Origin of the sequence: Brachybacterium huguangmaarense, from assembly GCF_025725725.1 — a bacterium.
GTDB lineage: Bacteria > Actinomycetota > Actinomycetes > Actinomycetales > Dermabacteraceae > Brachybacterium > Brachybacterium huguangmaarense.
The window spans coordinates 2,365,952-2,379,193 of record NZ_CP107020.1; the positions used below are offsets into that span (position 1 = coordinate 2,365,952).

10 protein-coding genes are annotated in these 13,242 nt (G+C 74.3%); 8 read left to right on the plus strand and 2 right to left on the minus strand.

The window, feature by feature from the left end; translation table 11 throughout:
* The first annotated feature begins 8 nt into the window (after window positions 1-8).
* The 7 genes from BRM3_RS10795 (at window position 9) to proB (ending at window position 9,433) form a co-directional block, all read left to right on the plus strand.
* The gene (locus BRM3_RS10795) at window positions 9-1,340 is read left to right on the plus strand and encodes a hypothetical protein (RefSeq protein WP_263593319.1); all 1,332 of its coding nucleotides are present in this window, start codon (window positions 9-11) and stop codon (window positions 1,338-1,340) included.
* A gap of 104 nt (window positions 1,341-1,444) precedes the next feature.
* Window positions 1,445-2,287 carry a PspA/IM30 family protein gene (locus BRM3_RS10800; protein ID WP_263593320.1) on the plus strand — a complete coding sequence of 281 codons (843 nt, stop codon included), beginning with the start codon at window positions 1,445-1,447 and terminating at the stop codon, window positions 2,285-2,287.
* Between the two features lie 306 nt (window positions 2,288-2,593).
* Window positions 2,594-5,737 (plus strand): Rne/Rng family ribonuclease, encoded by a 3,144-nt coding sequence (locus tag BRM3_RS10805; RefSeq protein ID WP_263593321.1) that lies wholly within the window; start codon window positions 2,594-2,596, stop codon window positions 5,735-5,737.
* Window positions 5,738-5,999: 262 nt separating this feature from the next.
* The gene (gene rplU / locus BRM3_RS10810) at window positions 6,000-6,308 is read left to right on the plus strand and encodes a 50S ribosomal protein L21 (protein ID WP_263593322.1); all 309 of its coding nucleotides are present in this window, start codon (window positions 6,000-6,002) and stop codon (window positions 6,306-6,308) included.
* 37 nt (window positions 6,309-6,345) lie between these two features.
* On the plus strand, window positions 6,346-6,600 hold the full coding sequence (gene rpmA, locus BRM3_RS10815) for a 50S ribosomal protein L27 (RefSeq protein WP_263593323.1): 255 nt from the start codon (window positions 6,346-6,348) through the stop codon (window positions 6,598-6,600).
* A 126-nt stretch (window positions 6,601-6,726) separates the two neighbouring features.
* Window positions 6,727-8,268: a GTPase ObgE gene (obgE, locus tag BRM3_RS10820; protein ID WP_263593324.1), complete on the plus strand. Its 1,542-nt coding sequence runs from the start codon at window positions 6,727-6,729 to the stop codon at window positions 8,266-8,268.
* Between the two features lie 4 nt (window positions 8,269-8,272).
* On the plus strand, window positions 8,273-9,433 hold the full coding sequence (proB, locus tag BRM3_RS10825) for a glutamate 5-kinase (RefSeq protein ID WP_263593325.1): 1,161 nt from the start codon (window positions 8,273-8,275) through the stop codon (window positions 9,431-9,433).
* 46 nt (window positions 9,434-9,479) lie between these two features.
* Here proB and BRM3_RS10830 read toward each other — a convergent pair whose 3' ends face one another.
* Together BRM3_RS10830 and BRM3_RS10835 are read right to left on the minus strand one after the other, a co-directional pair.
* Window positions 9,480-10,406, minus strand: a complete 927-nt coding sequence (locus BRM3_RS10830; RefSeq protein ID WP_263593326.1) for a ribokinase — start codon at window positions 10,404-10,406, stop codon at window positions 9,480-9,482.
* Window positions 10,407-10,442: 36 nt separating this feature from the next.
* A complete protein-coding gene (locus BRM3_RS10835) occupies window positions 10,443-11,417 on the minus strand; it encodes a threo-3-hydroxy-L-aspartate ammonia-lyase (protein ID WP_263593327.1) in 975 nt (324 codons plus the stop codon).
* Window positions 11,418-11,727: 310 nt separating this feature from the next.
* Here BRM3_RS10835 and BRM3_RS10840 point away from each other — a divergent pair, with 310 nt between their 5' ends.
* Complete coding sequence (locus tag BRM3_RS10840) at window positions 11,728-13,056, plus strand: glutamate-5-semialdehyde dehydrogenase (protein ID WP_263593328.1); 1,329 nt, start codon at window positions 11,728-11,730, stop codon at window positions 13,054-13,056.
* The last annotated feature ends 186 nt before the right edge of the window (window positions 13,057-13,242 follow it).

The window sequence follows — 13,242 nt, forward strand, 5'->3', positions numbered from 1 at the left end:
GTGCCGCCATGGTGGAGCAGACGATCCTGGCCGAGGTCCTCCTCGCCGATCCCGCGGGTGCGCTCGCGGCCGTCGGCGCGCTCGGCGTGGGCGGCGTGTTCCTGGTCGGCGGCGTCATCGTGCTCGCCCTGACGGGGGAGCGCCGCGCGCGGGGAGCCCAGCGCCGACGGATCGGCTCGCTGACGCCGCTGCCCGATCTGCTCACCGATCTCGACGCGGTGCTGCTGCGGGCCGACGAGGCCGTGCGCGCCGCGGCCGACGAGCAGCTGTACGCCGACGCCGAGTTCGGCGCGAGCACCGCCTCCACGATCGGTGCGGCGGTCGAGGCCGCGCGCACCGCCCTGGACGACGCGTTCTCCCGCCGGCAGGAGATCGACGGGCTCCTGGGCCGCGGCGAGGAGATCGCTGCGCGCAGCCTCGCCGACGAGGTCCGCACCTCCGTCACGCGGGCGCTCACGAGCCTCCGCGACGCGACGACCGAGCTCACGGGCCTGCGCCGCGAGGCGGTGCTCGCCCCCGAGCGGGTCGAGCGCGCCCGACGCCGGTGCGCCGAGCTGACGGGGTCGATCGCCGGGGCCCGCGAGGAGCTCGACCGGGTGGCCGCGCGGGAGGGCGAGGCCGCGACCGCGGGCCTGCGGCCCGCGCTCGCCGAGGTCGAGACCGACCTCGCGGCCGCGTCGGCCGATCTCGACCGGATCGCGGCGGCGACGGCGCCGTCCTCCCCGGGGGCCGTGCGGGTCGACGGGACCGAGGTCGAGCGCCTCGCCGCCGTCGAGGCCTCCCTCGAGACGAGCGCCGCCGTCATCGCCCGTGCCGCGGAGCTGTCGGAGGAGGTGGCCTCCGCCCGCGCGGCGCTCCCCGGCGCCGTGGACGCCCTGCGCACCTCGCTCGTGCGCGCCGAGGCGACCGACGACCCCGACCCGCGCCTGCCCCAGGCGGTCGCCGTCGCCCGTGCCGCGGTCGCGAGCGCGAGTGCGGGCGCCGTGCCCGATCCCGTCACCACGCTGGCCCGCGTGCAGGCCGCCCGCACGGAGGTGGACGCGGCCGTCGAGGCCGCCCGCACCCGCTACGACGCGGACCGCCGGGCGCGCGAGGAGGAACGCGAGCGCACCCGGCTGCTCTCCGACGCCTACGACCCGCGCGCCGGCCAGGCCGCCGAGGAGGCCGCGCGCGGGCGCTACGGCGTGCTCGACCCGGCCATGCCGCGCGGGATCGCCGGGGACGCCCGGTCCGCGGGCAGACCCGCCGGTCAGGGCTTCGACCTGGTCGCCGAGGTGCTCGACGAGATCACACGCCCCGCGTCCCGGCGCCCGCGCGACCGAGGGCGCCGACGGTGGTGAGCGTCCGCTAGGCTCGGCGTGAAGCAGGACACATCGCGCGGGCCGGCCCCGAGCACGGCCCCGCCGCGAGTCCTCGACCGACCACGGAAGGTGAGGTTCCCCCCATGCCCAAGAAGCAGTCCATCCTCGGACGCATCGCCCAGCTCACGCGCGCAAACATCAACGCCCTGCTCGACCAGGCCGAGGATCCCGAGAAGATGCTCGACCAGATGATCCGCGACTACACCGACTCGATCCGCGAGGCCGAGGCGGCGGTGTCCCAGACCATCGGCAACCTCCGACTCATGGAGCGCGACCAGGAGGAGGACCGCAAGGCCGCCGAGGACTGGAACCGCAAGGCCCTCGCCGCCTCCCAGCGCGGCGACCAGCTGCGCGCCGAGGGCAACGGCTCCGAGGCCGACCGCTTCGACAACCTCGCCCGGGTGGCCATCGAGCGCCAGCTGCAGGCCGAGGAGGAGGTGCAGGCGGTCGAGCCCTCGATCCGCTCCCAGAACGAGGTCGTCGGGCAGCTCAAGACGGGCCTGGACACCATGCGCGGCAAGCTCACCGAGCTGCGCTCCAAGCGCGACCAGCTCGTGGCTCGCTCGCGCGCGGCCGACGCCCAGAACCGCATGAGCGACGCCATCGGCGCGATCGACGTGCTCGACCCCACGAGCGAGCTGTCGCGCTTCGAGGAGAAGGTGCGCCGCGAGGAGGCCAAGGTCATCGGGCGCCAGGAGATCGCCGCGAACTCCCTCGACAACCAGTTCGAGTCCCTCGAGGTGGAGGCGCGCCGCCTCGACGTCGACGACCGCCTGGCCGCCCTCAAGCGCGGAGCGGGCACCGAGCAGGTCGAAGGGCGCCGCGCGATGGAGGGCATCGAGGCCTCCCGTCCTGCCGCCTCCGCCGACGACGAGACCGTCGACGCCGAGATCGACGAGGAGTACGTCCCCGGGCAGTCCAGCTGACCGATCCCGCGTCTGCGCAGTCAGCGGACGCGGGTCCCGCCGCGGTGAGCCCTCCGGCCTCCGCGGCGGGCCCTGTGCCATACTGGCCGCAGCGCTCCTCCGCCCCGTACCGGGCAGGGGAACCTCCCGGCGTCGACCGCCCAGCACCGGTTCCGCGTTCCTCGCGACCGAGACTGCTCCACGGCATCGACATCGCTGCGCTCCGACCAGGAGCTGCGCGACGGTGAGGGCACACGACTTCCGTCCTCCGGGACGATGACAACACGGGCCCAGGGTGCGCTGGACCCGGCAGAAGGAGCAGCCCCCATGGCTGATGATTCCCGCACACCCACGGACGAGACCACGACGGCGTCCGAGACCCCCACGGCCGAGGAGGCCCGTCCCCGACGGCGCCGCCGCGCCGGCGCCCCCGTCGGAGCGCCTGCTCCTGCGGCCGCGGAGACCGAGGCGGAGCCGCACGCCCCTCTGACGAGCGTGCCCGAGCAGGAGACGGCACCCGTCGAGGTCGTCGAGCAGGCCCCCGCCCGCTCCCGCCGCCGCGCCGGCGCTCCCGCCGGCCCGCCGAGCGCCCCGGTCTTCTCGGCCGCCCAGGCGCCCGCCGTGCCCGAGGCCGCCGCCGACGAGGACGAGGAGGACGAGGGGGACCAGGACGCCGTCGAGGCCGAGACCTCCGCGACGTCCGACACCGATCGCGAGGAGGGCTCGAGCGGCGTCGCCGAGGCCCTCGCCTCCCTCGCCGACCGGCGCCCCGCCCGCGAGCGGTCCGACGACGAGGCCGCGGCCCGTCGTGAGCGTGCCCAGCTCGACTTCTCCTCCCTGCTCTTCCAGGCCCCCGCGCCCCGCACCGCCGACGAGGCGCCCGAGGAGGCCCCCGAGGACTCGACCGAGAGCGACGAGGGCTCCGAGACGGACGCCTCCGACGACGAGGGCGGTGCGGGCACCGCGCGCCGTCGTCGTCGCCGGGGCGGCCGCGGTCGCCGTGGCCGCGGTCGCGGCGACAACGTGGGCGGTGACGAGGGCTCCGAGTCGGACGCCGAGGAGACCGCCGGCTCGAGCGAGGCCGGTGCCGAGGAGACGGCCTCGTCCTCCGACACGAGCACCGAGGAGTCCGCGTCCTCCGACGACGAGTCCGGCGAGGGCGCCTCCCGCCGGTCCCGCTCGCGCGGCTCCCGGTCGCGCAAGCGCTCGAACGCCGGCTCGACCGAGACCGCCGAGGAGCCCGAGGGCTCCGAGTCCGCCGACGGCGCGGACACCTCCGACGCCGCCGACACCGACGAGAGCGACGACGCCGACAAGAACGGCGGCTCGAGCTCGCGGCGCCGTCGTCGTCGCCGCCGCTCCGGCTCCTCGGGCGGTGACGAGTCACCGTCGCCCGACGACCCGCCCAACACCGTCGTCAAGGTCCGTGAGCGCCGTGACGAGGTCAAGTCCGTCAAGGGCTCGACCCGCCTCGAGGCCAAGAAGCAGCGCCGCCGCGAGGGGCGCGACGCCGGCCGCCGCCGCAACGTCATCACCGAGGCCGAGTTCCTCGCACGCCGCGAGAGCGTCAAGCGCTCGATGATCGTGCGCGAGCGTCCGGGCCGCACCCAGATCGCCGTGCTCGAGGACGACGTGCTCGTCGAGCACTACGTCGCGCAGAAGACCCAGAGCTCGATGGTCGGCAACGTCTACCTGGGCAAGGTCCAGAACGTGCTGCCCTCGATGGAGGCCGCGTTCGTCGACATCGGCAAGGGCCGCAACGCCGTGCTGTACGCGGGCGAGGTCAACTGGGACGCCGCCGGACTCGAGGGCCAGCCGCGCCGCATCGAGCTCGCGCTCAAGAGCGGCGACCCCGTGCTCGTGCAGGTCACCAAGGACCCGATCGGCCACAAGGGCGCACGCCTGACCAGCCAGGTGTCGCTGCCCGGCCGCTACGTCGTGTTCGTGCCCGGGGGCTCCATGACCGGGATCTCGCGCAAGCTGCCCGACAACGAGCGGGCGCGCCTGAAGAAGATCATGAAGCAGGTCATCCCCGAGGGCGCGGGCGTCATCGTGCGCACCGCCGCCGAGGGGGCGAGCGAGGAGGAGCTCACGCGCGACGTCGAGCGCCTGCGCGCCCAGTGGGAGAAGATCGAGAAGGCGCAGAAGTCCAAGTCGGCGCCCGTCTCGCTCTCCCAGGAGCCCGACCTCGCCATCAAGGTCGTGCGCGACGTCTTCAACGAGGACTTCACCTCGCTCATCGTCGAGGGCGAGCGCGCCTACTCCGAGGTCCACCGCTACGTCTCCGACGTGGCGCCCGACCTGCTCGAGCGCGTCACCAAGCACGTAGGCGAGAAGGACTCGTTCGCCAAGCACCGTGTCGACGAGCAGCTGCTCAAGGCGATGGACCGCAAGGTGTACCTGCCCTCCGGCGGCTCGCTCGTGATCGACCGCACCGAGGCCATGACGGTCATCGACGTCAACACGGGCAAGTTCACCGGCTCCGGCGGCTCGCTCGAGGAGACGGTGACCCGCAACAACCTCGAGGCGGCCGAGGAGATCGTCCGCCAGCTGCGGCTGCGCGACATCGGCGGCATCATCGTCATCGACTTCATCGACATGGTGCTCGAGGACAACCGCGACCTCGTGCTGCGCCGCCTCGTCGAGTGCCTCGGACGCGACCGCACGAAGCACCAGGTCGCCGAGGTCACGTCGCTCGGCCTGGTCCAGATGACCCGCAAGCGCGTGGGCCAGGGCCTCGTCGAGACGTTCTCGACCACGTGCGAGCACTGCAACGGCCGCGGCGTCATGATCGACATCGACGGCAAGCACCATCACGAGGCCCCCGAGAAGGACGAGTCCTCGCGCTCTTCGCGCCGCCGCGGCGGCAACGGCAAGAAGGGGGCCGCGGCGAAGGACGCCCCGGACTCCACGCCCGAGGGCGGGGACGCCGAGAACGTGCACCGCCTCGAGGAGGACTCGAGCTCGCGCGAGCTGGCCCGCGCCACGATCGCGTCGATCGCGGCGGCGACCACGGCGCACACGCATCCCGAGGTCATGGTCGACGGCCAGGTCATCAGCGTCGACCAGCCCGAGCCGCCGGAGGACGCCGAGCCGGCCGCCGACGACGCGTCCACCGGTCCGGCCGAGCCTGCCGAGCAGGCGGAGCCCGTCGCCGAGCAGCCCGCCGATCCCGCGGCCGAGGCGAGCGAGCCCATCGTGGAACCGGCCGCCGAGGAGCAGCCGGCCGAGTCCGATCCGGCCGCGTCGCCCGTCGAGCCCTCGGACCAGCCCGTGCCGGCCGAGGCCGACGCCGCGGAGCAGGCCCGCTCCATCGAGCCCGACGCGGACGAGGCGGCGCCGAGTGCGGACTCGCCCGTGGAGGACGTGCCCGAGCCCGCCGTCGCGCCGCTGGACGAGGACGCGACCGTCGAACCGGCGACCGCAGAGGTCGCCGACGGAGCCGATCGTGCCGAGGACTCCCCGGCGTGATCAGTTCCACACGCTGACAGCGCGTTCCCGCAGGTCACAGGGCATCGCATGGTTGACCCTGGGGCCTGCGGGAACGTAGTCTGTCCCGTGGCGCATGTCCGCGCCCACAGTCGTGCCCACCCTTCAGGGCCCCGCGCGACCGCATCGTCCCGTCACGGTGATCCCGCTTGAGGATCGTCTCCGTCGGGCGGTCGACGGTCGCAGGTGCGCGGGACGGGGCGGGATCGCACACAGGTGTCTTTCGAACAGATGGAGCAGTGACGTGGTGTACGCAATCGTCCGCGCAGGCGGTCGGCAGGAGAAGGTGTCGGTCGGCGACACCATCGTGATCAACCGCGTCGCCGGCGAGGCGGGCGACAGCGTCGAGTTCGCTCCCGTCCTGCTGGTCGACGGCGACAAGGTCACCGCGGCCAAGAAGGATCTCGACAAGGTCACGGTCACCGCCGAGATCGTCGAGGACCTCCGCGGCCCGAAGATCCGCATCCTCAAGTACAAGAACAAGACCGGCTACAAGAAGCGCCAGGGCCACCGCCAGGAGCTGACGCGTCTCAAGGTCACGGGCATCGCCTGAGCGATCGCTCCCGGTAACGACGGAAGAAGGTTTCCTCATGGCACACAAGAAGGGCGCGAGCTCCTCGAAGAACGGCCGCGACTCGAACGCCCAGCGCCTCGGCGTCAAGCGCTTCGGCGGCCAGGTCGTCGGCGCGGGCGAGATCCTCGTCCGGCAGCGCGGCACCCATTTCCACCCCGGTGACGGCGTGGGCCGCGGCAACGACGACACCCTGTTCGCCCTCACGGCGGGCACGGTCGAGTTCGGCCGCAAGCGCGACCGCAACGTCGTCAGCGTCGTCGCGGGCGCCTGACGCAACCCGGGCCGACGCCCGGCACCAACACCTCGACGAGGGGCGGAGTTTCCTCCGCCCCTCGTCGTCGTCCTCGGCGGGTCCTCCGCCGCCATCGCGACCTCCTCGCGTCCGGAAGGAATCACCATGGCCACGTTCGTCGACAGGGTCGTCCTGCACGTCTCCGGCGGTGACGGCGGCAACGGCTGCGCCTCGATCCGCCGCGAGAAGTTCAAGCCGCTCGCCGGTCCCGACGGCGCCAACGGCGGCCGCGGCGGCGACGTGATCCTCGAGGTCGACCCCTCGGTCACGACGCTCCTGGCCTACCACCACGCCCCGCATCAGCGCGCCGAGTCCGGCGGCTTCGGCAAGGGCGACATGCGCGGCGGCGGCAACGGCCAGGACCTCGTGCTCGGCGTGCCCGAGGGCACCGTCGTGGCCACCAAGGACGGCCAGGTCCTCGCCGACCTGGTCGGCGCGGGCACCCGCTTCGTCGCCGCCCGCGGCGGCACCGGGGGCCTGGGCAACGCGGCGCTCGCCTCGCGGGCCCGCAAGGCGCCCGGCTTCGCGCTGCTCGGCGAGCCGGGGGAGGAGCGCTCCCTCGTGCTCGAGCTGAAGTCCGTGGCCGATGTCGCGCTCGTCGGCTTCCCGAGCGCCGGCAAGAGCTCGCTCATCGCGGCCATGAGCGCCGCGCGGCCCAAGATCGCGGACTACCCCTTCACGACGCTCACGCCCAACCTCGGCGTCGTCGAGGCCGGCCAGTACCGCTACACCGTCGCCGACGTGCCGGGCCTGATCCCGGGCGCGAGCGAGGGCAAGGGCCTGGGCCTGGACTTCCTGCGCCACATCGAGCGCTGCCACGTGATCGCCCACGTGCTCGACGCCGCCGCGCTCGAGTCCGACCGCGACCCGATCACGGACCTCGAGATCATCGAGGGCGAGCTCGCCGCCTACGCGGGGCGCCTCGACGCCGAGGACTCCGAGCGCACGCCGCTCATGGAGCGCCCGCAGGTGATCGTGCTCAACAAGACCGACCTGCCCGACGGCCAGGACATGGCCGATCTGGTGCGCGAGCGCCTGTCCGAGCGGGACGTGCCGATCCTCGAGGTCAGCGCCGTCTCCCACAAGGGGCTGCGCGAGCTCGAGTACCTGCTCGGCTCCCTCGTCGAGGAGGCCCGCGCCGCGCTGCCGGAGTCGACGGCCGCGCCCCTCGTGCTGACCCCCGCCGCGGTCGACGAGACCCCGTTCACCGTGGTCAAGGACCAGTACGACGGCGCCGTCGCCTACCGGATCGTCGGCTCCAAGCCCGAGCGCTGGGTGCGCCAGACCGACTTCGCCAACGACGAGGCCGTCGGCTACCTCGCCGACCGTCTGGCCCGCCTGGGCGTCGAGGAGAAGCTGTACGCGGTCGGAGCCGTCGCCGGCGACACCGTCGTGATCGGCCCCGGGGACGACGCGGTCGTCTTCGACTGGGAGCCCACCCTCATGGGCGGTGCCGAGCACCTGGGCGCGCGCGGGACCGACGCGCGCCTCGAGGACCATTCGCGGCCCACCCGTGAGGCCAAGCGCGCCGAGCAGAAGGCCCGCACCGCCTCCCGCATGGACCGGCTCGCGACGATGGAGGACGAGCGGCGCAGCGGCCACTGGGCCGATCCCGCGGTCGACGACACCGAGGCGGGGGAGCGCTGAGACCATGGCGACCGCCGTCGAGGGGCCCCGTCAGCCGCAGCGACTGACCGCGCGCGAGCAGGTCGCCGCCGCGCGGCGCATCGTGGTCAAGATCGGCTCGTCGAGCCTCACGGACGCCGACGGGCACCTCGACGCGGCGAGCGTCGCCCACGTCGCCGACCAGGCGGCCCGTCTCGTCGAGCGCGGCTGCGAGGTCGTGCTCGTCTCCTCGGGCGCGATCGCCGCGTCGCTCGGGCCGCTCGGCCTGCCCGCCCGGCCGAGCGACGTGCCCACCCAGCAGGCGGCCGCTGCGGTCGGCCAGAGCCTGCTGGCCGCCGCCTGGTCCACCTCCTTCGGCGCGCACGGACTCGTCACCGGGCAGGTGCTGCTCGCCGAGTCCGACGTCATCCGCTCGGAGACGTACCGCAACGTGCGCACGGCCCTCGAGGCGCTGCTCGCGATGGGCGCCGTGCCCGTCATCAACGAGAACGACACGACCGCGACCCACGAGATCCGGTTCGGGGACAACGACCGGCTCGCCGCGCTCGTGGCCCAACTGCTCGGCGCCGACCTGCTCGTGCTGCTCACCGATGTCGACGCCCTGTACACGGCGCCGCCCTCCACGCCCGGCGCCCACCGCATCCCGGTGGTCGAGGACCCGGCCGCGCTCGAGGGCGTGAGCGTCGGCTCCGTCGGCTCGAGCGTGGGCACGGGCGGTATGGTCACCAAGCTCGCCGCGGCCCAGCACGCCACGATCACGGGCACCGCCACGCTGCTCGCGGCGGCCGGGCACTTCGCCGACGTGGTGGCGGGCGCCGACGTGGGCACGTTCTTCCCGGCCCATCACGGACGGCGCCGTTCGCGCCTGGTGTGGCTGCGCTTCGCGACCCGCGGCGCCGGCAGCCTGCTGATCGACGAGGGCGCCGCGGCCGCGCTCACCGCGAGCCGACGCTCCCTGCTGCCCGTCGGCGTGACCGGCATCGAGGGCACCTTCCCCGCGGGCGTGCCCGTCGACGTCAGGGCGCCCGACGGCACCGTGGTGGCGCGGGGCCTCGCAGCCTACGGGAGCGAGGACCTGCGTTCGATGGTCGGGCGCGCCACCGGCGAGCTGCGCCGGGAGCGGGGCGACCGCTACGGCCGCCCCGTCATCCATCGCGACGACATGGTGCTGCTCCCGCGGCCGTGAGCCCGGGCCTCAGAACGGCACGCCGGAGCGCAGGACCACGTTCGCCTCAGCCCAGCTCCTCCAGGCTCGGGTAGCTGGGCTGGGCGCCCTCACGCTGCACCGCGAGCGCGGAGACGCGCGCCGCGAAGCGGGCGGCCGCTGCGAGGTCGTCCCCGGCGGCAAGCCGCACCGCGAGAGCACCCGTGAAGGCGTCGCCGGCGCCGGTCGTGTCGACGGCGTCCACCGCGACGGCGGGCACGTGCTCGACGTCGACGTCCACGCCGGATCGGGTCCCGACCAGGGCCCCTGCGGCGCCGAGGGTTAGCACGACGGACGCCGCCCCCTCGGCGAGCAGCGCGCGGAGGGTCGCCTCGGGAGCGTCCGCGTCTTCGGGCGACGCCGGGCGCTCCACGAGCTGGGCCAGGACCAGCCCGGCCTCGTACTCGTTGACGACGAGGGGGTCGGCGGCGAGGAGCACGTCGCGATCCAGATCGAGCACGGGCGCCGGGTTCAGGATGAGGCGCCCCGTGCACAGGCTTGCGGCGCGCTCGATGCCGTCCCGGGGGATCTCGCCCTGCAGCACGACCACCCGGGCCGCGGAGACGGTGTCGGCGTCACCGTCGAGGGACGGCGCCGTCATCGTCGCGTTGGCGCCGGGCACGACCACGATCGTGTTCTCGCCGCGCGCATCGACCGTGACGACCGCGAGGCCCGTCGGGCCCGGCACGGTGCGCACCGCGTCGAGGTCGGCGCCGCTCGCGCGCAGCAGGGCCAGCGCCCCCTCCGCGTGCGCGTCGTCGCCGACCGCCCCGACGAGAGCGACGTGACCACCCAGGAGCGCGGCCGCGAGCGCCTGGTTGGCCCCCTTGCCGCCCGGGGAGACGCCGCCGCCCGTGCCGTGGAGGGTCTCGCCGGGCTGGGGGTGGCGGGCCACGCGCACCACGAGGTCCGCGTTGATCGAGCCGACGACGACGATGTCGGGTGTGGCGCTCATGGTCATCCCCTCCTCCTCTCTGGCCACGACGGTCTCTCAGGCCACGACGGTGCCGCTCAGCAGTCCCGTGTAGCGGTCGAGATCGACGTTGCCGCCGGAGAGGATGACGCCCACCCGGGCGCCGCGCCAGCGCTCGGCGTGGGATCGCAGGCCGGCCAGGCCCAGGCAGCCCGTGGGCTCGACCACCGTCTTCAGACGCAGGGCGAGCATGCGCATCTCCTCGACGAGCCGCTCGTCGGGCACCGTGGTCATCTCCGCGCCGCGGTCGCGGATGATCGGGAACGTCAGGTCGCCCACGCGGGCCGTCTGGGCCCCGTCGGCGATCGTGCGGGGCACGTCGATCGCGATCGGATGGCCCGCGGCGACCGAGCGGGTGACATCGTCGCCCGCGGCGGGCTCGACGCCGATCACGGTGCAGTCAGGGGACGCATCGGCCGTGGCGAGCAGGCTGCCCGCGAGCAGGCCTCCGCCGCCGCACGGCACGAACAGGGCGTCGAGCTCCCCGACGTCCTCGAACAGCTCGAGCGCGGCGGTGCCCTGCCCGGCGATGATCCGTGGGTGGTCGAAGGGCGGGATGACGTGGGCGCCGCGCTCGGCGGCCAGGGTCGCGGCGATCGCCGAGCGGTCCTCCGTGTACCGGTCATAGGTGACGATCTGGGCCCCGTAGCCGCGCGTGGCCTCGGCCTTGGAGCGCGGGGCGTCGCTCGGCATCACGATCACGGCCTCGCGCCCCTGGATCCGGGCGGCGAGTGCGATCGCCTGGGCGTGGTTGCCGGAGGAATAGGCCACGACACCGTCGCCCTCGGGCAGGTTCTCGAGCGCCCAGAACGCGCCGCGGAACTTGAAGGCGCCCATGCGCTGGAGGTTCTCGGCCTTGAGGTGGACCTCGCAGCCGAGCTCGGCGTCCAGGAGGTGCGAGGTGAGCACCGGCGTGCGATGCGCGACACCATCGAGCGCCTGCGCGGCGGCACGGACGTCGGCAGAGGTGATCTCGGGGCGGGCACTGGTCACGAGGGCTCCTGAGCGTGGGGGAGGGCGGGCGGCGCGGCGCGCGGCGGGTCGGGCCGGGGTGGGGAGGCCAGGCTACGGGCTCGGCGGGGCCCTGTGCCCGGCCGGGCCCGCTGAGCGGCGGCTCACGAGGGCACCCTGCACAGATGTGACGCTGAGAGCCGCAGCCCTCGAAAAACGGAGGGCTGCGGCTCTCAGCGTCACCTGCGTGCGCGCCACGACCGGCCATCAGCGCGTGGCCACCCGATCCGCGACCGTTCCGCCTCCCGGCCCCTCGGTGCGCCCACCCTTGCCGGCCTCGTACCCTGGCCGCATGACCTCCCAAGCCGTGACGTCCGCACCCGTGGCCGACTCCGCGAGCGCCGCGACGCCTGCCGCCGAGGGCGTGCTCGCCGCCGCGCGCGCCGCGAAGGACGCCCAGCCCGGGCTGGCCCTGCTCACCCGTGAGCGCAAGGACAGCGTGCTGCTCGCGATGGCCGATGCTCTCGTGGCCCGCGCCGACGAGATCGTCGCCGCCAACGCCGCCGACCTCGAGGCCGCCGACGCCGTCGGCATGGACCCCGGCCTGCGCGATCGCCTGCTGCTGACCCCCGAGCGCGTCGCCGCCATCGCCCAGCAGCTGCGGGACGCCGCTGCCCTCCCTGACCCGGTCGGCGAGGTCGTCCGCGGGTCCGTGCTCGCCAACGGTCTCGAGCTGCGCCAGGTGCGCGTCCCCCTCGGCGTGGTCGGCATGATCTACGAGGCCCGCCCCAACGTGACCGTCGACGCCGCCGGATTGGCCCTCAAGTCCGGCAACGCCGTCGTGCTGCGCGGCGGCTCGGCGGCCCTGCACTCCAACACGGCGCTCATCGCGGTGCTGCGCGACGTGCTGCTCGAGCGCGGCCTGCCCGCGGATCTGGTGGTCGGCATCGACCGCTACGGCCGCGAGGGCGCCGACGTGCTCATGCGCGCCCGCGGCCTCGTGGACGTGCTCATCCCGCGCGGGGGCGCCGGCCTCATCCAGCGAGTCGTCGAGAACTCGACCGTGCCCGTCATCGAGACCGGCACCGGCAACACCCACGTCCTCGTCGACGCGAGCGCCGACATCGACCGGGCCGTCGAGATCGTCGACAACTCCAAGACCCAGCGGATCGGCGTGTGCAACGCGCTCGAAACCCTGCTCGTGCACGCCGACGTCGCCGAGAGCGCCCTCGTGCCGATCGCGGCCCGGCTCGCGGGCAAGGGCGTCACGCTGCACGCGGACGAGCGCGCCCGCGCGATCCTCGAGGCTGCCGGCTCGCCCGCCCAGGTGGTGCCGGCGACCGAGGAGGACTGGGCCACCGAGTACCTCGCGCTCGACCTCGCCGTGCACGTCGTGGGCTCGGTCGACGAGGCCATCGAGCACATCCGCTGCTACTCCTCGGGCCATACCGAGTCGATCCTCACACGCGATCTCGGATCTCAGCGCGCCTTCCTCGCGCGTGTCGACTCCGCGGTGGTCATGGTCAACGCCTCGACCCGGTTCTCCGACGGCGGCGAGTTCGGCTTCGGCGCCGAGATCGGCATCTCCACCCAGAAGCTGCACGCACGCGGCCCGATGGGGCTGCCCGAGCTCACCACCACCCGCTGGACCGTGATCGGCGACGGTCACGTGCGCCCCTGACCGCGAAGGGTTCCCCGGCCCTTCGTCGGCAGGTGCTCCGGCCCGCGATCATGTCCGTGAGCGGGACCGCCCGACGGCCCCCGGCGAGCCGTGCCGCGCGCCCGAGCGCCGGAGCGGCTGTGGGATGATGGGGCCGTCCCCGCGGTCCGACCCGGGTTCCCCGCCGTGCCCCATGAAAGGCCCACC

Excerpts from the sequence above, each read along its gene's own strand:
- BRM3_RS10795 (WP_263593319.1), top strand. The coding sequence starts at position 9 with ATGGTGGAGCAGACGATCCTGGCCGAGGTCCTCCTCGCCGATCCCGCG.
- BRM3_RS10800 (WP_263593320.1), top strand. The coding sequence starts at position 1,445 with ATGCCCAAGAAGCAGTCCATCCTCGGACGCATCGCCCAGCTCACGCGC.
- BRM3_RS10805 (WP_263593321.1), top strand. The coding sequence starts at position 2,594 with ATGGCTGATGATTCCCGCACACCCACGGACGAGACCACGACGGCGTCC.
- rpmA (WP_263593323.1), top strand. The coding sequence starts at position 6,346 with ATGGCACACAAGAAGGGCGCGAGCTCCTCGAAGAACGGCCGCGACTCG.
- obgE (WP_263593324.1), top strand. The coding sequence starts at position 6,727 with ATGGCCACGTTCGTCGACAGGGTCGTCCTGCACGTCTCCGGCGGTGAC.
- proB (WP_263593325.1), top strand. The coding sequence starts at position 8,273 with ATGGCGACCGCCGTCGAGGGGCCCCGTCAGCCGCAGCGACTGACCGCG.
- BRM3_RS10830 (WP_263593326.1), bottom strand. The coding sequence starts at position 10,406 with ATGAGCGCCACACCCGACATCGTCGTCGTCGGCTCGATCAACGCGGAC.
- BRM3_RS10840 (WP_263593328.1), top strand. The coding sequence starts at position 11,728 with ATGACCTCCCAAGCCGTGACGTCCGCACCCGTGGCCGACTCCGCGAGC.